18 protein-coding genes are annotated in these 20,609 nt (G+C 42.1%); 6 read left to right on the top strand and 12 right to left on the bottom strand.

Annotation, left to right across the window (positions count from 1 at the left end; all coding sequences use genetic code 11):
* Positions 1-609 precede the first annotated feature (609 nt).
* From H5181_RS12390 to H5181_RS12380, 3 genes are all read right to left on the bottom strand, one after another.
* Positions 610-1,212 carry a M48 family metallopeptidase gene (locus H5181_RS12390; protein ID WP_123777931.1) on the bottom strand — a complete coding sequence of 201 codons (603 nt, stop codon included), beginning with the start codon at positions 1,210-1,212 and terminating at the stop codon, positions 610-612.
* Between the two features lie 126 nt (positions 1,213-1,338).
* Positions 1,339-1,776 (bottom strand): DUF3010 family protein, encoded by a 438-nt coding sequence (locus tag H5181_RS12385; RefSeq protein ID WP_059746685.1) that lies wholly within the window; start codon positions 1,774-1,776, stop codon positions 1,339-1,341.
* Positions 1,777-1,931: 155 nt separating this feature from the next.
* On the bottom strand, positions 1,932-3,287 hold the full coding sequence (locus tag H5181_RS12380) for a DEAD/DEAH box helicase (protein WP_102036532.1): 1,356 nt from the start codon (positions 3,285-3,287) through the stop codon (positions 1,932-1,934).
* 181 nt (positions 3,288-3,468) lie between these two features.
* On the opposite strand from H5181_RS12380, the gene rssA reads away from it, so the two are divergent.
* From rssA to nrdG, 3 genes are all read left to right on the top strand, one after another.
* Positions 3,469-4,407 (top strand): patatin-like phospholipase RssA, encoded by a 939-nt coding sequence (rssA, locus tag H5181_RS12375; protein WP_011637898.1) that lies wholly within the window; start codon positions 3,469-3,471, stop codon positions 4,405-4,407.
* A 664-nt stretch (positions 4,408-5,071) separates the two neighbouring features.
* Positions 5,072-7,189, top strand: a complete 2,118-nt coding sequence (gene nrdD, locus H5181_RS12370) for an anaerobic ribonucleoside-triphosphate reductase (RefSeq protein WP_123777770.1) — start codon at positions 5,072-5,074, stop codon at positions 7,187-7,189.
* On the top strand, positions 7,189-7,656 hold the full coding sequence (nrdG, locus tag H5181_RS12365; RefSeq protein ID WP_182751167.1) for an anaerobic ribonucleoside-triphosphate reductase-activating protein: 468 nt from the start codon (positions 7,189-7,191) through the stop codon (positions 7,654-7,656). Before nrdD ends, nrdG begins: the two co-directional genes overlap by 1 nt.
* Before the next feature lie 104 nt (positions 7,657-7,760).
* On the opposite strand, the gene H5181_RS12360 is transcribed toward nrdG, so the two are convergent.
* Both H5181_RS12360 and H5181_RS12355 read right to left on the bottom strand, forming a co-directional pair.
* On the bottom strand, positions 7,761-8,999 hold the full coding sequence (locus H5181_RS12360; RefSeq protein WP_182751166.1) for an NADH:flavin oxidoreductase/NADH oxidase family protein: 1,239 nt from the start codon (positions 8,997-8,999) through the stop codon (positions 7,761-7,763).
* A gap of 218 nt (positions 9,000-9,217) precedes the next feature.
* A complete protein-coding gene (locus tag H5181_RS12355) occupies positions 9,218-11,695 on the bottom strand; it encodes a TonB-dependent siderophore receptor (RefSeq protein ID WP_182751165.1) in 2,478 nt (825 codons plus the stop codon).
* A gap of 449 nt (positions 11,696-12,144) precedes the next feature.
* Here H5181_RS12355 and H5181_RS12350 point away from each other — a divergent pair, with 449 nt between their 5' ends.
* The 3 genes from H5181_RS12350 (at position 12,145) to H5181_RS12340 (ending at position 14,098) form a co-directional block, all read left to right on the top strand.
* On the top strand, positions 12,145-12,501 hold the full coding sequence (locus H5181_RS12350) for a YibL family ribosome-associated protein (RefSeq protein ID WP_011637893.1): 357 nt from the start codon (positions 12,145-12,147) through the stop codon (positions 12,499-12,501).
* 37 nt (positions 12,502-12,538) lie between these two features.
* Positions 12,539-13,147, top strand: a complete 609-nt coding sequence (gene ribA, locus H5181_RS12345) for a GTP cyclohydrolase II (protein WP_011637892.1) — start codon at positions 12,539-12,541, stop codon at positions 13,145-13,147.
* A 66-nt stretch (positions 13,148-13,213) separates the two neighbouring features.
* A complete protein-coding gene (locus H5181_RS12340; RefSeq protein WP_244262825.1) occupies positions 13,214-14,098 on the top strand; it encodes a hypothetical protein in 885 nt (294 codons plus the stop codon).
* Between the two features lie 27 nt (positions 14,099-14,125).
* Here the strand turns inward: H5181_RS12340 and H5181_RS12335 are convergent, their stop codons facing one another.
* From H5181_RS12335 to H5181_RS12305, 7 genes are all read right to left on the bottom strand, one after another.
* The gene (locus tag H5181_RS12335) at positions 14,126-14,557 is read right to left on the bottom strand and encodes a VF530 family DNA-binding protein (RefSeq protein ID WP_123777765.1); all 432 of its coding nucleotides are present in this window, start codon (positions 14,555-14,557) and stop codon (positions 14,126-14,128) included.
* 109 nt (positions 14,558-14,666) lie between these two features.
* Positions 14,667-16,127 carry a carbon starvation protein A gene (locus H5181_RS12330; protein WP_011637889.1) on the bottom strand — a complete coding sequence of 487 codons (1,461 nt, stop codon included), beginning with the start codon at positions 16,125-16,127 and terminating at the stop codon, positions 14,667-14,669.
* 174 nt (positions 16,128-16,301) lie between these two features.
* Complete coding sequence (gene btsR, locus H5181_RS12325; RefSeq protein ID WP_011637888.1) at positions 16,302-17,012, bottom strand: two-component system response regulator BtsR; 711 nt, start codon at positions 17,010-17,012, stop codon at positions 16,302-16,304.
* Entirely contained in the window at positions 17,009-18,685 is a 1,677-nt protein-coding gene (locus H5181_RS12320; RefSeq protein WP_123884356.1) for a sensor histidine kinase, read from the bottom strand. The genes btsR and H5181_RS12320 overlap by 4 nt, the downstream gene beginning before the upstream one ends.
* Positions 18,686-19,086: 401 nt before the next feature.
* A complete protein-coding gene (locus tag H5181_RS12315) occupies positions 19,087-19,437 on the bottom strand; it encodes a replication protein RepA (RefSeq protein WP_123884355.1) in 351 nt (116 codons plus the stop codon).
* A complete protein-coding gene (locus tag H5181_RS12310) occupies positions 19,424-20,092 on the bottom strand; it encodes an AAA family ATPase (RefSeq protein WP_182751164.1) in 669 nt (222 codons plus the stop codon). Before H5181_RS12310 ends, H5181_RS12315 begins: the two co-directional genes overlap by 14 nt.
* Before the next feature lie 102 nt (positions 20,093-20,194).
* Positions 20,195-20,497 carry a PilZ domain-containing protein gene (locus H5181_RS12305; RefSeq protein WP_011637884.1) on the bottom strand — a complete coding sequence of 101 codons (303 nt, stop codon included), beginning with the start codon at positions 20,495-20,497 and terminating at the stop codon, positions 20,195-20,197.
* Positions 20,498-20,609: the final 112 nt, after the last annotated feature.

Here is a 20,609-nt window from a genome sequence, read left to right as displayed (position 1 = left end):
GCATTTACTCGTGGTAATTTTTGTTTGGCGATAAATTTGATCACCAAATGCCATGAATGTTCCCACCTAATTTAAAATATCTTATTGTTCCTGTTTGTTATTTCATGGGGATTCGTCAGGCTCAGGGTAAACTTTTATAAAAAGTAAATTTAAACACTGGCTTTTTAAAACGTTTCTGTCCAAAAACGAGCTAGTCACTGCTTAAAAGTGTCTAAATTCAGCTTTGAACTTGAGGCCGTTGAAGACTCTTTATAAAAGAAAGCGTGGGCCTCACAGGACGTCAGGCTAGCTTTCGCGGTACAGGTCGTTCCTTGGCATCCTGCCATCACGACATTCGTGAATCCATTCACATCAGATATACCATCGAAAGCGTTAGCATTTTCACTCTTTATTACAAGAGGGGCCGAAGACGGTTATAAACGAAGTCCAAAGCTGGATTAATTTCCGTCGCAATTTTTCGCTGCTGCTGTTTGGTTAAAAAGCGAAAAAGTTGCCGGAACGCTGAGGGTTTGCAAAGGCTGATTCATAAACAAGAATGCGCTTTACCCCTTTGCTCTGGTGTGGGCGACGCGCCACGACGTTAGTGGCCGCAGGCCAAAAGCTTATCGATTACTTCGCGTAGGGTGATTGTCCGACTTCTTCTGCTACTAACCATACTCGCATATCAAATTCTAGTTGGTGGTAATCTGCTAGCATAAAGCTGCATAACTGATAAAAAGCTTTGTTGTGTTCTTTTTCACGCAGGTGGGCCAGTTCGTGCACTACTACCATTTGTAATAGCTCAAACGGAACGTGTTTTAAGTGTGCTGCAATTCGAATTTCATTTTTGGCTTTAACTTTATTACCTTGGCGGCGATTAACATAAGAATGCAAACCTAGGGCATGGTGGCTTACGCTGATTTTTTCGTCAAAAATAACTTTAGCTAACGGATCCGATTGACGCATATAGGTATTTTTTAACGTTATCGCCATATCGTATAAGGCTTTGTCTGTACGAACGTCGTGTATCTTGGGGTAGCGTGTTAAAAAGTGGGCGCCTAAGGCATTAGCATCAACGAGTTGGCGGATTTTCTCTACCACGTCAGGACGATATCCATTTAAATAACGTAATGCACTTTGTTCACTTTGCTGCTTTTTAATGTCGGCACTGGTGACTAACAGGCTGAGATCTGTTTTTGGCTTTAATGATTGGCTTGCCAATTTGACCGGCATTTTAGGTGGGGCTTTAGGTGTTTTAGTTTTGGTATCTGACATGGCTGTAGTTCAACTGATTTTTTGGCGTTACCGCTATCTGAGTCGGTATCGATAACGCCAATATAGAACGGTGAAAGTGGTGGGTTACACTTTACCGAAGATGAGGCGGTTATGCTGAACATAAGCAACGTCAAATGCATTAAGCTGGACGCGTTTTAGATCCAATGATTCAAAGTCAACTTGTGGCGGGTTACGCTTTAATTGCTCTTTAATAGTCAATGGAGAAATAAGCGAAACAGGCATGTCCATTAATTGGAGTACCGCTTCAAGTTTGAAGCTGGTGGCACTGCCGGCAAACTTACCTTTTTGTTCACGTTCAATTATGGCTATTTCATCGACTTTATAGTCGCTCATTAGTTTTTTAAACGCAAAATCGAACTCACGAATTGAGTCCGTGCTAGCTGATTGTGAAATACTGAATGAAACTTTACGACATGCTGGCACGTTATAGGTTTCGCCTTCATAGGTCAGTAAACAGATAATGGCTTCGCCGCCTTTTAATTCCACACCACAAATTTTCATGTTAATCCTTACTGGTTTATTCATACAAGAATGCCGTTGGCATGCTCGTTATCGTTCATTTTTGCAGGGCAGTTTATTATTACCCTACATTCATTATTCTGTTATCGCAGTATACTCATAATCTAGCTGGAGATTATCTGCGATGTATGAGTCATTTAGTCTTCTGTTGTGCCGTCGTCTTCGATAATGACAATAGGCTTAACTTTACGGCGCACTGGCGCATCACCGACATCGACGCCAGTAATAAAGCGTTTATCACTCTTTGGTGCCGCTTTAGCTTTTTTAGGCGCGCTAACTCGTTTACTGACGACATCTGCTTTTGCACTGGTGCCAGCTTTACCTGCTTGAGGCTTATCTCTGAGGCCGCTAAATTTGGCTTTTAGGCCTTCAATTACTGTCGGCTCAAAGTTTTTACGTAAAAACAGTTGTACCTTTTTAAAGCTGTCCCAATCTTTAGGGCCTACAAATGAAACTGCATCACCTTTCGCGCCTGCACGGCCTGTACGGCCGATTCGATGGACGTACTCTTCAGCAAACTTTGGCATATCAAAGTTAATCACTAATGATACGTTGATTAAATCAAGCCCGCGCGATGCAACATCGGTAGTGACTAATATCTGCGATTGGCCGCGAGCAAATTGATCCATTATCTGGTTACGAGCCGATTGCTTTAAATCACCACTGAGTGCGGAGGTGGCAAAGCCTTGCGCAGCCAATAACGTGGCTAAACGGTCTGTATCTGATCGAGTTGCAGTAAATACAATCACTTGCTTATGTGTTTCTTGGCTTAAGATATGTTGCAACAAGGCTTGTTTATGGTCTAAGTGATCAACCAAAATAATACGTTGCTCAATATCTTTATGCTCAGTGTAAGATTCACCAATAGACACATGGCTCGGTGATTTTAGTAATGTTGTCGCAATATCACCAATACTGTTGTGATCTAACGTTGCTGAAAACATTAAGGTTTGACGACGTTTATGATCAGCTGCATCGTTAATGGCTTTGAGCTGTGGAGCAAAACCTAAATCGAGCATACGGTCAGCTTCGTCAAGAACCAGTAATTCTAAACCATTTAAATATAAGTGGCGTTGCTGTAAGTGATCCGCAATACGTCCCGGTGTGGCAACAATGAAGTGTGGATCTCTGGCCAATGCTTTGGCTTGGTCGTTAAAGTTCTCACCGCCGAGCACGCTAATGGCTTTATATTGGGTATTGGCGACTAATAAACGTAATTGGCCATAAACTTGCTGGGCTAATTCACGAGTCGGTAACAAGATAAGTACCCGAGGATCTTTTTTCGACAATGCTCTGGTGGATATCACGCGTTGCATTGCTGGCAATAAAAACGCTAAGGTTTTACCTGAGCCGGTTTTAGACGATGCCATTAAATCTTTACCTGATAAGGCAATGGGAAGTGCTTGCGCTTGAACATCGGTAGGCGTAGAAATGCCAAGGTGCTTTAGACTGTCAAGCAGGCGCTTGTCCAACGAAAAATCGGTAAATTGCAAAGGTAAATCCCCTAAAAAATGATAGCCGACGATTATAGCTGTTTCACCTTGCTATAGCCAACAAGAGTCGCTTTAGTTATGCTATTTTTTAGCTTTATATTATTGCCTGAGTTAGACGTCACTATGGGACGATTCAGGCAGGCGTATTAAAAATGAATACCGAGCATGGAAGGAACGAAAGATGACAAAGCTCACCGTGGGATTAGCGCTAGGCAGTGGAGCCGCTAAAGGTTGGGCACATATTGGGGTATTGAATGGTTTAGCCAAGTTAGATATTTATCCTGACAAAGTGGCAGGTTGTTCGGTAGGGGCATTAGTGGGTGCTGCCTATGCCAATAATCATTTGGGTGAACTTGAAACCTGGGTGAGTGGGTTTTCGAGTTGGGATGTACTTGGGTTAATGGATTTAGGTTGGCGTAAAGGTGGCCTAATTAGCGGCGAGAAAGTATTTGATGTGTTAGCCAATCGCATTGGCGATATTGATATTGAACAGTTAAACCGTCCCTTTGCTGCAGTGGCTACCGATTTATATTCTGGGCAAGAGATTTGGTTTAAAGAAGGTGATTTACGCCATGCTGTTAGGGCTTCATGTTCAATGCCAGGTTTTTTACCCCCAGTACAGCAAGGGCATCGCTGGGTTGTAGACGGTGCGGTAGTGAACCCTGTACCTGTATCACTGGCTCGATCTATGGGCGTTGATGTGGTTATTGCGGTGGATTTAAATGGTCATCGTCGTGGCCAAATGCACTTAATCCCAGAGCAAGTAAAAAGCCGCAAAGCCTCTAAGTCTGAACCTATTGACGAAAAGCGCGAACTTGAATCTGGCTTTATGGATTTATGGGGTAAAGGCAAAGATTACATGAATGGCTTAACCGATAAATTTTCTTTGGGGAGTTCAAAATCGCATCCGGGTATGCTGGCGGTGATGTCGCAATCGATGGATATTTTAGAACAACGCCATAAACGTTCACGTTTAATGGGCGAGCCACCTGATATTTGTATCGTGCCGGATGTGGGTGACATTGGCACCATGGAGTTTCATCGCGCTAAAGAAGCGATTAAAGCCGGTGAGCAAGCCGTAAATGATATTAAGCATTTAATCGAAGCAACCTTAAAGTAACCTTGAAGCGGTATCGAATATTGTGGTGTGTTTATCATAAATACGCCCGTTAACCGCCGCTAGGTGAATATTTGCTAGTTAATAGATGTTTTCCATTAATTCTGGGTTGTTACCCCGCAAGGGTATTGTCTAACCTGCTCAGTCTGATGTGGTTGATAAGATTATTCACTCTCTCATCGTTATCTAGTAGTTATCTAGTAGTTATCTCATGGTGATTTAGTCATTATCTAGTAGTGACTTGCCCGCAATGATCTATCCGCAACTATCTAACGATAATTACCGAGTCATTAGATACAATGAGCACGTTAGTTATGTTGTTGATCTAGCCATTTAAGGTTCGAACAATGACTTAACATCGTCATTTTGCACCATTTCAAGCCAGCAAAATACATCACTTATGGTGTTTGCACATCTGGTTATCCATTCAGCAAAGCACCCAAATTGTTAAATTATGTCGATTTTCTGCCATTGTATTAGCCTGTCAAAATCAGTTGTTATTCCTACAATATCTATCGCTTATAGCAAGTGTTTTTTCAATATTAAGTACTGCCGACAATTATGATCTGGATCAAGGTAATGCTCAGCGTTAATGTGTCTAATACACTCTATCTTGTGTTGTGTGTGTATTAAAGCGCTATATATAGTGCTTGTAAAGGATGGTTGTATGCTTGTAGTAGTGAAAAGGGATGGATGCCGAACTGCGTTTGATGGATGTCGAATCAAAGAGGCTGTTGTAGCAGCAATGGAGTCTGCAGGTATAGCCGACCATCAATATGCACAGCAGTTAGCGCAGACGGTAGAGCAGCAAATGACTGTGAAGACCGAAGTTGATATTCACGAACTACAAGATGCCGTTGAAAACTTATTGATGTCGGGCCCGTTTAAGTCGGTGGCGCGTCATTACATTGAGTACCGTCACGATAGAGATAAACACCGTGAAACCCAGAGTAAATTAAATTGTGCTATTCGCGGTTTAGTTGAGCAATCGGATAGTGCGATTTTAAATGAAAATGCCAATAAAGATGCCAAAGTCATTCCGACCCAGCGTGATTTATTAGCAGGCATTGTGGCCAAGCATTATGCCAAAACCCATTTACTGCCAAAAGATGTGGTAGCCGCCCATGAAAAAGGCGAAATTCACTATCACGACTTAGATTATGCACCTTTTTTCCCGATGTTTAACTGCATGCTAATTGATTTGGCCGGCATGTTAACTCATGGTTTTAAAATGGGTAATGCTGAAATAGAACCGCCTAAGTCTATTTCAACTGCCACTGCTGTTACGGCGCAAATTATTGCTCAGGTAGCGAGCCATATTTATGGTGGTACCACGATTAACCGTATCGACGAAGTGTTAGCTGAGTTTGTACAAATCAGTTACCAAAAGCACCTTAGCGTCGCTAAAAAATGGCAAGTGGCAGACGTAGAAGGTTATGCCATGACGCAAACCGAAAAAGAGTGTCATGACGCATTCCAGTCACTTGAATATGAAGTGAATACCTTGCATACCGCTAATGGCCAAACACCGTTTGTTACCTTTGGTTTTGGTTTAGGCGTGTCGTGGGAGTCGCGTTTAATTCAGCAATCGATGTTAACAGTACGTATGGCGGGTTTAGGTAAAAATCGCAAAACAGCAGTCTTTCCAAAATTGGTGTTTGCCATTAAAGATGGCGTGAATCATAAAGCGACTGATGCTAATTATGATATTAAAAAGATGGCCTTAACGTGTTCAAGCATGCGCATGTACCCTGATATTCTTAATTATGATCAGGTAGTGAAAGTCACCGGTTCGTTTAAAACCCCAATGGGGTGTCGCTCATTTTTGGGGGCATATGAAGAAAATGGCCAACTGGTCCATGAAGGGCGCAACAATATAGGTGTCGTCAGCCTTAATTTACCGCGCATAGCGTTGGAAGCAGGCAAAGATGAACAGCGCTTTTATCAATTACTCGATGAGCGGTTATTGATTGCCCGCAAAGCATTAGAAACGCGTATTGCTCGTTTAGCTGGCGTTAAAGCACGAGTAGCACCAATCCTTTATATGGAAGGCGCCTGTGGTGTACGCCTAAATGCTGATGATGATGTGAGCGAAATCTTTAAAAATGGCCGAGCATCAATTTCGTTAGGGTTTATTGGTCTTCACGAAACCATTAATGCTTTATATAGCAATGCTGAACACGTGTTTGATAATGCTCAATTGCGCGATAAAGCTGTCGCCATTATTAGTCATTTAAAGCAAGCCACTGAGTCTTGGAAACAAGAAACAGGTTATGGCTTTAGTTTATACAGTACCCCAAGTGAAAACTTATGCAGCCGTTTTTGCCAGCTTGATACCACCCAGTTTGGCGTTGTGGCAGGTGTGACCGACAAAGGGTATTACACCAATAGTTTTCACTTAGATGTTGAAAAGAAAGTAAATCCTTTTGATAAGATTGATTTTGAACAACCTTATCCAGCCATCGCCAATGGCGGGTTTATTTGTTACGGCGAATATCCCAACATGCAGCACAATATTGAAGCGCTCGAAAACGTTTGGGATTACAGTTATAGCCGAGTGCCATATTACGGCACCAATACCCCCATTGATGAGTGTTACGATTGCGGTTTTATTGGTGAGTTTAATTGTACCAGTAAGGGGTTTGTGTGCCCTAAATGTGGTAATCATGAGCCAAGCCGAGTGTCTGTTACTCGTCGCGTTTGCGGTTATTTAGGTAGCCCAGATGCGCGACCATTTAACTTCGGTAAGCAAGAAGAAGTTAAGCGCAGAGTGAAGCATTTATAATGCATTACAGTGCATACCATAGTGTTGATGTTATCAACGGTGAAGGCACCCGCTGTACGTTATTTGTCAGCGGTTGCGAGCATGGGTGTAAAGGTTGCTATAACCAAAGTACTTGGCGTGTAGATGCTGGCCATGTTTTTAGCCAAGCACTAGAAGATCAGATTATTGATGATTTAACCGATACTCGTATTTACCGTCGAGGATTGTCGTTAAGTGGTGGCGATCCGCTGCATTCAGCCAATCTTGAAAGCGTATTAACATTGGTTACGCGGGTAAAGCAGGAATGCCCTGATAAAGATATTTGGTTGTGGACCGGTTATCAACTGGCCGATCTCACACCGCAGCAACAAGCTGTGGTGAACTTTGTGGATGTGTTGATTGACGGCAAATATGAGCAAGAGAAAGCCGATCCCGCGCTTTTATGGCGCGGTAGCAGCAACCAACAAATCCATCGTTTTACGCGCTAGCGTTTTATATGAAGGCGTTAGGACTCGTTGTTTAATGTTCAGCACGTTAACTGTCAGCGCTAATCGTTAGCAAATAAATGTTTAACCTGCCAATCGTTAACTCGTTAATGATTAAAAAGACCTACAATATGGCGATAACGTTTAGTGCGCTGTTTAGTTTTATATTGATCGATTAATAAACTCCACAATGGTGAATCATTAGTGTGTGGCTGCTTACCTTGGCTTATGCGGCGAAGCTGACGTTTAATGACGGCCATCGTCGCCAGTCCAGCCAAAGGTTTACTCTGCCAATTGACTGTTGGAATTGACGGGACAAACTCTGGCTGAATTTGCCATCTATTGGCTAAGTCGGGATAGAAGGCGAGGGCGCTAGCGATACCACACAATGCAAAACCAGCATCGATAACTTGTTGAGCCACAGGTAGGCGATGAATACCTCCCGTTAGCATTAATGGAATAGGGCTACGCTGGACCAACTGCGCTGTTAAACTTAAAAAATAAGCCTCTCGAGCTAACGTTCGTTCATCAGCACTGCGACCTTGCATGGCTGGTGCCTCGTAGCTGCCACCAGATAATTCGACCATTTCAACTTGATACTGTGCCAACATATTAATGACCTTTTCGGCGTCGTCGACATCAAAGCCACCGCGTTGGAAATCGGCAGAGTTGAGTTTTACTGCTACATCGAAATCGGCACCACATTTAAGTCTTACTTGCTTAACCACTTCGAGTAATAACTTGGCACGATTTTCAAGCTTTCCGCCCCATTGGTCATTACGTTGATTGGTTAGCGGCGATAAAAATTGAGCCAGCAAGTATCCGTGTGCGGCATGAATTTGTACTCCATCAAACCCAGCTTGTTGAGCCAATTGTGCAGTGGTAGCAAACCGTTGGATAACCTCTTCAATGTCTGCGGTTGTCATCGCTTTTGGTTGAGAGAACATGGATGAGTGTTTGCCTAAATCGAGTGCGATGGCAGAAGGGGCTAGATTTTTACCGCCCATCGCTTTAAACACCTGACGGCCTGGATGATTGATTTGCATCCATATTCTGGCGTTATTTTGCTTAGCTGTTTTGGCCCATTGGATGAACGGCTCAAGTGCGCTATTGGGATCTAATACTACTCCGCCAGGACCTGTCATGGCTAAGGGATCAATCATCACATTACCGGTGATCATTAATCCGACACCGCCTTTTGCCCATGCTTCATACAAGTTGAACAATGCATCGTCTGGTTGTTGCAAGGTATTGGCGAGGTTTTCTTCCATTGCGGCTTTGACCAATCGATTGGAAATGACTGCACCATTGCTCAAGGTGTATGGTGTGAAAATGGTATTAGCCATGAAATAATGTCCTAAGGTAACCCGCTGAATTAATGTGTTGTTTATCCTACAAGTAGCCTAGATAGTCAATTATCCTCATTGGGTAGCGATAAAAAAAGCACTGCCACAGGCAGTGCTTTCATCATCTCGTTACTCTATTTAGCGTTAGATTTAGCGTTAGATTTAGCGCTAAATTGAGATCTAGATTTCGAGCAAGCAAAATCCAGATTGATATGTTTTTAAATACGATAAGTTAGGGTTAACTTCGCATTACGCTCTTCGCCGGGTAATCCGCCTAAGAACATCGCCTTATCGTAATATTTTTCATTAAATAAGTTATTAATGTTCAATTGGATTTTATAACGTTCAACGTCATAACTAATCGCTGAATCGATTACCGTATAACTTGGCACATAACCATCTGGAATACCAAATGAGCTAGAGTGTGTGCTGCGTTCATCGACATATTTAGCCCCAAGACTGATTGATACCGGTGCTGGTAAGGCAAATTCTGCGGCATAAGTTACCCAAGCGCCCGCTGTGACGTAAGGTACACCTTTTTGGCGTTGGCCATAATCACTGCTATTTGGATTTTGATTGTCTCTAGCATCTTGGTAAACCGCGTTAACGTTGACTTTCCATTGGTCACTTAAATATGCATTCAGATCTAGCTCCACCCCTTTAGTATCTTCGCTGCCGTCGTAAAAATACGGGAAGATATCTGGTGTTGCTTCGCTGCTTTCGTAGTCTGGATTGCTATAAGCCACATTAGTACGTGATGTTTTGAAAAAGACCAAAGATGCGAGCAATTGATCATCAAATGCTTTGGCACGAATACCTAAATCATTACTGATCGACTGAGAATCTTCACGGTCTGCTTCATTTCCTTTTACATCGCCTAACACACTGTATGCTGTACGGCCTTTAGAATGATTCACGAAAATAGAGATATCGTCAGTAGGCATATAAGTTAGGCCTAAATTGTAGGTTACACCGTTATCTGTGGTATCCGCTTCTGGTTGAGGGTCTGCTAAGCTACTACTGTAACGAGCATCGACACCCAAGTGTTCATAACTTTGTTTAATTTCATTGAATGCGACACCAATACGGCTAGTAAATCCGCCACCTAAATAACCCACATGTTGTAAGCCCAAGCCCCAAGCTGTGACAGATTTATTGTAGTTACTGGTTAATAATGGATCGTAGTCTTCAAATTCACCTTCGCCCCAATTTGGGTTACGGATATCATAAATATACGGTAGCGAACCTTGATATGACAAATTATCATCGGAATCTTTCAAGGTGTAATCTGCGTCGTAAATTGAATACTGTTTAAAGCGAATATCGCGATCTTCAAAGTTAGCATTAACTAATAATTCGTTACTGATATTGCCAATGTCGAAGTCATAACGTAAGTCGGCAAAATACTGCCATGACTTTTCTTCTGCCGAGACTTTGCGGTATTCCTGACGACGAGCTGCATATGGATATAGGGTGTCATCTTCAACCAAAGGTGCGCGTGGGTCGGCGTTAATTACGCCACTACGTTGCCAGTAAACATAGTTGTAAGCCCCTGTTTGACGAGCAAAACTGGTTTCGTAATTACGGTATTGCAGTTGTTGGTTTAAAAATAAGTCATCGGTTAAGTACACATTATGGCTTAGTTTAAAGCGCAACTCTTCGCCTTCATTGTCTTTCGCCATTGGAGAAATAAGACCGTTATGACCAAACTCATACGGTGTTAGGCCATCATTTGCGCTTAACGAGTCGGTTAATTGTTGGCGCTGATCGTCTGTTAGTTGTAAACCCTTACTGGTAGGGTCGTTGACTAAGTCTTGCCAGCTGACTTCACCAGCGGTTTTCCCATCGACTGAAGCTGCGTTATAAATGCGGATAGGATGGCCGATTGAATCAACGGGGATCGCATCGCTAATATATGCTGTTGATAGCATGATATTTTGGTTTTCATTCAATACATATTTAAGCGAGCCGTATATTTCATCGCGGTCGGTACCAAGATCTCGATAACCTGTACTACGAGCCGTTTTTGCCACGAGGCGATAGGCTAAATCGTCAGTTATTCCGCCCGTAGAATCAGCCATGAGAGAATAACTATCCCATTGACCCACTTCAGCTTCAAACAACTGTTTACTGTCAAATTGAGGTTTTTTCTCAATAAGGTTAATCACGCCACCCGCGCTGCCCATACCATATAGACCAGTGGCAGGGCCTTTGAGTACTTCAACAGAACTCACGTTGGTTAGCGAACGAGTTGGATTAAAGGTGTTACCTAATCCTGCACCGCCATACATACCATCGTAGGTGTAGTTGGCGCCTAATCCGCGAACAACTAAATTGTCGCCAATACCATAATTATTACCCGCTTGGGTTACGCCGCTGATATTACGAACTAAATCTTGCATGTTGGTGATGCCTTGCGCATCAATTAATGCTTCATCAACAATCACTACCGCCGCAGGCGTTTCCATCAGCGACATGTCAGATTTGGTTGCTAAACCTGAGTTCATCACTACTTGGTTTTGTCGGCCATAAACCGTTATTCGTTCATAGCTGGCTGAGGGTGATGCATTGGCCGTATCATTTGAAGATTGTGCAGCAACCTCAGATTGGGCAACTGGTGTTTGTGCGTGAGCATAAACGGGAAACAATACACTTTGACAAGCAAGGGCAAGTAGAGATAAACGTAATGGCGTCATAACAGGTTAGGCTCTTTATTAACAATGGCGCGAATGATAATGATTATCATAAGTATTGCAATAGCGGGTTTTGTTATATGTGGCAAAAAACGGGTTTTGGAGATTTGGTTGCTGATAAATCAAACAATTCCAATAAACGATTAGCATGATTAATTGACCATTAAAGGGATCCGTCATCCATAAACTTAGCGCTTCAGCGCTATAAACGTACATTAGCGTGAGTTACCCGATGAGTGTGCTATGTGGTCGCGCTAATGGAGGTTGATAATGTGATAATATCCAGATTGTTTGTTCTAGGTAAAAAACTTTGCCTGTACATCCATATATGAAACGTTTGCTATTCGCATCTTGGGTGCTTTTGGGTATATAATCTGCCTCCGAAACGGTGTTGTGACAAACGTATAAGCGTAAACGATTCACTAACACACCAAAGCACTTAAGGTAATCAAATGAATTTAAAGCTAGAACTGCAGACATTGAATGATAAATTAGACAAGTTTCGTCGCAAGTTAGCTGCGGCTGAAGCACGTGGCGATGCCACGATTGTCCTGCAGTTTAAGAAAGAAGTGGCGACTGTGACTAAGCGCATCGCCAGCATTAAAGGCCAGCAAACTCGCCAGTTCAGCCAAGAAGGCGTGGCGTTGAAAGCGTTAGGTTTTAAGCGTGTGCTGACTAAAGCCGAACAAGCCGATATGGGTAAGTTAAATAAGTCGGTAAAAGGTTTAGTCGTTGTGCATCCTTTAACTGCATTAGGCCGTGAAATGGGCATAAAAGATGTGACGGGTTTTGCGCCTGCTAAGTTCTAATATTTTCTTTTACAGTTAGTTGTCGTAAGGTTAATTCATGTCGGTAAAGTATATCGCAACATCTAAGTTACCCACTCCTTGGGGTGTTTTTGCTATGCACGGTTTTGAAGAAACCGCCACAGGTAAAGAACACGTTGCATTGACATTTGGTCAACTGGATCCCACGGAGCCCATGTTAGGTCGTATTCATTCAGAATGTTTGACCGGTGATGCATTATTTAGTTTACGTTGTGATTGTGGTTTTCAATTACAAGCGGCCATGCAGAGTATTGCTGAACAAGGGCAGGGGTTTCTTCTGTACTTGCGCCAGGAAGGCCGTGGTATTGGGTTACTTAATAAAATAAGAGCTTACGAGCTGCAAGATGCTGGTGCCAATACGGTTGAAGCTAATGAGCGTTTAGGCTTTGAAGCTGATATGCGTAAATACGACATGATTTTGCCGATGTTAACGCAAATTGGCGTGACCAAAGTAAAGTTGATGACCAATAACCCGCGTAAAGTGATGGCGATGCAAAATATGGGTATCGAAGTCGCAGAACGTATTCCGTTACAAGTGGGTAAAAATCGCTATAACGAATCATATTTAAAGACCAAATCAACAGAGTTGGGTCATATGATGTCGGAATACCATTTCCACGATGAATAGTCTGGCACAATAATAGTCTAAATGATGATGAAACAAGGGCAGAACATACCGCTTATTGGATCATCATTGTTTGATTATCTGCGTTTTATGTCTGTAACCTGCCGTTTTACCTTGATGATATTGCTGATTGTTTATAGCAGTATTACTTATGCTGAGTTAACACCGACTACACCACCTGAGCTTATCACTGAACCTGATGCGTCTCATTATGCATTTGCCAATTACCTAGGCAGCGGTGTGTATCGAACTTCTGGCCAAAGCGCTGCTGTCGCCAATATTCCTATGGGTTTTGTGCTTGACTCAACAGATGATTATTTGTTGAAGTTACGCTTTACTGCATCATTCGGCTTTTTTGATTATTCCTTTAATGACCTACCTCAAGGCAGCATTCCTAACAGTGTGGGCACAATAACTCTCACCCCAGGGCTTGAATATCACTGGCTGGTGGACGATAAGCTAACGCTAGAAAGTTATGTTGATTTAGGCTATGGACACAATTTTTCAACCTATAGTCATGTGGGTGTTTTTTCCACTGGCGTTTCTGCACTCTATAAACTTGATGCGCCATTATTTACCCCGGTTTGGGTAAATAGGATTTATTATGCGGGTTATCAAAGCAATCAAAACGACAGCACAGAAGGCTATTCGGTATTTAAAACCGGTGTAGATTTTGGCGTCAATTACGATTGGCAGTGGAAAGATGTCCGGGTTGAGCCGAGATTTTTTATTGCTGGCCACTGGTATTTCGACAAACTGAAATTTGTTACCCCAGTTGGGAACGATGTTTTAACCTCATACACCTATGAAGTTGGCACAACGCTGGCATTCTCAAAGCCCATCAACTTCAGTGCGATAGGCTTAGACAGTGTCGAAATTGAACATTTTGGATTAAGTTATCAAGTCGGTGGTGGGCTTAAAGTGTGGCGCTTAATTTTCGAATTTCCCTTATAAACCCTGCTAATTTTTGGCATTGATAAACTAATTTGAGCTCGAACCCCATATATCAGCATTAACGGGTGCCGCTGGTCCTGCTGTGGTGTTATCTGAGCTTGCTTGAGGTGATGCCGCTTTATTTGGGACTGTTTTATTTGAGCTCGCGTTAACTGAGACTGCTTTAGTTGAAATAGCTTTCCCTTTAGCTGGCCTCGCTTTACTCGCAAAAGAGCCACGGCTGTCTTCTTTTGGCGGCGGCAATGGTAACTTGTTTGCTTTAAGATACAAGTATTCAACTTTGTCGCGAGCCCAGGGCGTTTTACGTAAAAACTTCAAGGTTGATTTTACACTCGGATTATCTTTAAAACACTGAATGTTTATCCTAGATCCTAATTCTTCCCAGCCGTATTTTTCTACAAGTTGAGTAACGATAGTTTCTAGTTTAATGCCGTGAAGCGGATTGTTTGCTTGTGTCATGGGCCGTGCGAGCTAATTAAGTTTGACAATATTATACCCACATTGTCGTCAAAGTGATATCAACACAAAAAAGGCAGCCTAAGCTGCCGTTTATTGATGATAGTAACCTCTATAACTCGTTGGCTAGTTCAACTTTGTCTTCTTCGTCAGTATCAATATCGCCTTTGCCTTTGGTCTTAATAATAATCATTGTCGCAATGATTGCGGTAGTGACTAAACCTGCAATAGTTGACACTGTCATTGGTAAACCAGCACCCAATGTTGATGAGTTCAACATAAAGCTAATCACAACACAGGTCATGAACATAGCCGGTACAGTACAAATCCAATGGAATTTATTGTGTCGTAGTAAGTAAGCTGAAGCGGTCCATAACATCAATACCGCTGTGGTTTGGTTTGCAACACCAAAGTAGCGCCAGATAATGCCAAAGTCTACTTGGGTTAACACGGCACCGACGACAAATAATGGTAACGCGAGCATTAAACGCTTCGGTAACTCGATTTGCTTGATGTTAAAGAACTCTGCCAATATTAATCGCGCTGAGCGAAATGCTGTATCGCCAGAGGTGATAGGCAATACAATGACACCTAAGATAGCCAAGAAGCCACCAAATGTTCCTAATAACCCATTAGATGCTTCGTACACAACGTTTGCTGGGTTGCCTGCCATTCCGGCATTCAATCCTTCTACACCACCAAAGAATGATAATGCAATTGCACACCAAATTAATGCAATAACACCTTCACCAATCATGGCACCAAAAAACACAAAGCGACCGTTTGATTCATTTTCAACACAACGCGCCATTAAAGGTGATTGAGTTGCATGGAAACCCGATACTGCACCACATGCAATCGTGATGAATAAGGCTGGCCATAATGGCATGTCATTAGGGTTTAAGTTGGTAAAGAAGTCACCCATTTCAAAACCAGGTAACATGGTATGTTCGGTTGATAATGCTAACGCTATAATCAGTCCGAGTGACATAAAGACCAGTAATGCGCCAAAGAATGGGTATAAGCGACCAATAATCTTGTCGATAGGTACGATGGTAGCAATTAAATAATAAACAAAAATGATACCAACAAAGAGAGTGACATCCAGTCCGGTAAGTTTGCTTAGTAATCCTGCAGGAGCAGAGATAAACACTACGCCAACTAGTAACAATAAGATAATGGCAAACAAGTTCATAAAGTGCTTGGCGTTGTTACCTAAGTATTTACCGGCCAAGTTAGGAACTGATTGACCATTATTGCGTACCGATAACATCCCCGAAAAGTAATCGTGCACTGCACCGGCAAAAATACAACCAAATACAATCCATAGCATCGCCGCTGGGCCATAAAGGGCACCTAGAATTGGGCCAAAAATTGGACCGACACCAGCAATGTTTAACAATTGAATTAAATAGACTTTCCCTTTAGACATCGGTACGAAGTCGACACCGTCTGTTTGAGTGAAAGCGGGCGTTTGTCTTTGAGTGTTAATGCCGAACACTTTTTCGACAAAAGCGCCATAAATAAAATAGCCACCAATTAGCAGGCCTACACAGAGTAAAAACCACGTCATTTTGTTATCTCCCCATTTATATAGTGACACTATTTTAAAACATCAAAATAGGCGGTTGGAGGCTAACTGAGTAACAGGTTAAAAAGGCAGAGTAAGCGGTAAATTGTCATCCTGAGCGGTTTTCGTTGTTAGGTAAGTGTGGTGCATATCACGCTTAATGTGGCGTAAACAATGTTACTGAAATCCAAGCAACTGCTTTAACTCTCTAAGATAACGACGTGACACCGGCACTTTTGATCCGCTATGGGTGGTAACTTCTGCGCCCGTGTCGGTGATTTCAATTTCTGAAATAGCACTCGGGGCCAGTAGGTATTGTTTATGGCAACGAAATAACGCGGTTTTTTGCTCTAATACTTTTAGCGTTAATTGAGTGTGACTGAAACCTTTATTTGAACACACATGAATACCGCCAACATCACTGACAATAAACTCTACATCAGCGGTAGCGACAACTTTAAGTTTATTGCCACTGTAGCAGGGTAAGTGCGCTAATTGAGTTGGCAATATCTGCGTCATTGGTTGCGGTGTCATGTTGGTGCGTACTTTGTCTAAGGTTTGGTTAAAGCGCTTTTCATCGATGGGTTTAAGTAAGTAATCAAATGCATTGTTATCAAATGCTTTGATCGCATATTCGTCAAATGCGGTAATAAATACTGCTCGTGGCATTTGCTCAGGATTAAGCATGGCAATTAATTCCATGCCATTTATCCTCGGCATTTGAATATCAACAAAAATCAAATCAGGCTTTAACAGGTTAATTTGTTGTAAGGCTTCTATGGCATTACTACATTGACCTAACACTTTGATGTCAGGATGTTTGTCGAGCAAATCTGCCACTTCTTGGCGGGCGAAGGGTTCATCATCAATGATTAAGCACGAGATCATTGGTCCATTTCCTTTAACGGTAAACGCACACTAACACGAGTGAATACATCTGGTTCACACTCAACTTCAATGCCGTATTGGCTGCCAAATAAATTCTGAATTCGTTTATGGACTAAGTTCATTCCTAAACCATCAGTGTTGTTAGAGGGTTGATATAAACCTGCATTATCGGTCACGTTGAGTAATAAATCATCGCCATCCAATGTGGCTTTAACATCAATCACACCGGCATCAAGCATCCGCGATGTACCGTGTTTTACTGCATTTTCAATTAACGGCTGTAAGGTAAATGCGGGCATTTTTTGGTGATGATAAATCATAGCAATATCTATGTTGACTTGCAGTTTGTCGATAAACCGAGCGCGTTCGATAGCGAGATAAGCGTCGATGTGCTCAAGTTCATCAGCCATTGTCACCAGCCCTGTAGTTCTGGTCAAGTTGATGCGCAAAAATTGCGATAACTGCTGTAATAATTGCTTAGACATTTGCGGGTCACGCTTAATAATTGCACTGATGGTATTGAGTGCATTAAATAAAAAGTGCGGATTAACCTGAGCCTGTAACAACTTTATCTCTGCTTGCATCAATAAGCTTTGCTGTTGCTCAAAGCGGCCATAAAGAATTTGGTTAGACATTAACCTCGCAATACCTTCGCCTAATGTGCGATTAATGTTTAAAAACAATTTGTTTTTAGGTTCGTATAATTTAATTGTGCCAATGACTTCGTCGTTGCTGCGCAGCGGAATGACTAGGCTTGAGCCTAAACTACAATTGGGCGATATAGAGCAGGAATAAGTGGTATCGACCCCATCAGCAAACATCACACTATTTTGTGCGATGGCATCGAGGGTGATTTTTGAGGAAATAGGCGTATTAGGAATATGGTGATCGGCCCCAAGGCCAATAAATGCCAGTAATTTAGTGGTGTCGGTAATGGCGACTGCGCCAACTTGGGTTTCTTCTATTATGATTTGGGCGACTTTTTTACTCGACTCCAAATCAAATCCTTTAGACAGTAAGCCGACACTGCGCTCAGCTATTTTAAGTGCTTTAGTCGAAAAACTGGAAGAAAGTTTATCAAACATGGCTTTTTGGTCGCGCACAATACTCATAAACATCGCAGCGCCGAGTGAATTAATCAGTAACATGGGCGGGGCAATCAGTTTGACCAATTCCCAAGCCTGATCAAAGGGTTTTGCGACTAATACAATTATCGACATCTGCATTATTTCAGCCATAAACGTGACCACAAATACCACAATTGGCTGATAAACCATTTCTGATTTACCGGCTTTTTTGAAGTAATAACTGATCATACCTGCGGATAAGCCTTCTAAGCTGGTGGATATAGCGCAAGCAATATCGGTGAATCCACCCATAGAATAACGGTGTAATCCTCCCGTTAACCCAACCAGTAAACCAGTTACAGGTCCACCTAGTAATCCGCCTAATACAGCGCCCATAGCCCGAGTGTTAGCAATGGCTCCTGAGGTTTGTTCACCAAAGTAAGTTGCCATTATGCAAAAGCTGGAGAACACTAAGTAAATAAAAATTTTATGAGGTAATCGTTTTGAGGTCTCTGCAAATAGTTTAAATAATGGCGTTTTACTGACTAAGTAAACGATAACTAAGTAAACACACATTTGTTGTGTTAGCAGTAATATTAACGACATATATTCTCTTTGGATTGATTAAGCGCAGTCAAATTGTGGTGGATATGACTGACTCTTGTGAGCGTGTATTAACTGGTTAGGCAAGTCTAGTTATCAGTATCTGGTTTTCAGAGCGTCTGTGTAATATAAAACCATACTATTTCAATTTCAGTATGTTATTAAAAAGCCATTAATAGTAGTAATAGATTATCAACTAAAGATTAATGGGAAACAGGGATATAAGTATTTGTGCTGCACAGCTGGATTATCACGTCTTATGAGTCGACCATAATGCTTACCTAAGCTATTTAAGCATATCATTGCTCATAATCGGTAATACGTTATCACTTGGCTATTCGGCTAATCACAGATAGACATCTATGCCAGTGTATTCTGAAGATATTAACCAAAAACTGTTGCTGTTAACGTGATGTTTTACGCAACAAATCAGATTGTTTCACACTACTTTGCTGATAAAACTCATCAATGAGTATTCTGAGAATTTTGGATTTGGCAACTTTGCTGGTTTTGGCTATCTCATCCAATTGTGAAATGCTTTTTTCAGTCAGTGTGAAAGTGGCATGGCGATAAATTTTAGTGCTTTTTTTATCGAGCCCTTTTAAAAACTCTTGAGTTGTTGAAGTTATATCGGGTTGACCATGCGATGTCCCAAGACCTAACGCATAATTATTAGCATCTTCGATAAAGTCGTCTACAGATACCTTTACTCGGGTATCTTTGGGTTTCTTGCGTTTAAGGTCAGTTAAACTCATAACTATTTTCTGGTGGGATGGCAAATAGCTCATCGGCAATTGCTCTAATTTCATCTGCCGCTTTACCGCTAGGATCGATTTCAAGCACTGAAGAGCCGCTTTCTTCGCTGTCATCATAGATGTTGCGACTAAACGTCACTGAATTGAGTGCACGCAAACCAAATGACTCAACCACTTCCTTGGCCTCTAAAATACGTTTACCTTGAGACGGCAGTGCAGGGCATTGTGTTATCACAATGGCGGCAATCATTTTAGGATTGACCATTTTACAAGTACTGAGCATGTCTTCCATATGAGGTAAGGTTTTAAGGTCACGTCGCTTAGGACGAAGTGGGATGACAACATAGGTAGCAACAGACATGGCGGCTCGCATTGCGAGGTTATCCTGGCCACCACAATCAACAATGACATAGTCAAACCGCTCATTTAGACTCAGCAGATCATTACGGATTTTTCCATAAAGCTGAATACAATTGATGGCTTTTAGGCTGGGGTCATTATTACGAGCTTGGATCCAGTCGGATGTGGTGCGCTGCGGATCGCAGTCAACCATAAGTACATTTGCATCGTGTTTTTGGCTAATATGTACAGCAATATTTTGTGCTAAACAGCTTTTTCCACTGCCACCTTTTTCTCCACCAACCAGCAATATCATGTTGTGATCCTTGATGCTAGGCGCTTTGTAGCACCAAAAATATTGTTTAGTATTTTATCTTGAGTATAGAGCAGTCATAGGGAGCTGCATGAAAATAATCAATTAAATTAACTGTAAAGCAATATGGAAGCTATAAGGTGAGCATTCGGTGCAACGGCAAACTTGGCCTTTTATGGTATTTTGTTTGTCGGTGTTTTCATTGAAGGTTAAGGCTATCAAATCACCCACTTTAAAAGAGGTTTTAAAGTCAAATAGCACCCCTTTGCGAGCAAGGTCGATGCAAATACCATAGTCGACACATGATTCACCATGAGTATTAATCCAATCTAGGCGGATCCGCTCTGCTTCCATATCTACACGCAACGAACCGCGTTTTTCTTCGAATCCTGTTGGCTCTTGGCCCATCCTGTTTCTCCTTGAAATGATCCATCTAACGGCATCTTGATCTGTTGTTTGGCGATCGTTCATCATAATGACTACAGATGCCGAATGAGCGTTAGCCTTACAACAATTCTAT

Source organism: Shewanella sp. SG44-2, from assembly GCF_014164215.1.
GTDB lineage: Bacteria > Pseudomonadota > Gammaproteobacteria > Enterobacterales > Shewanellaceae > Shewanella > Shewanella frigidimarina.
This window is presented reverse-complemented; position numbering and strand designations above follow the sequence as displayed.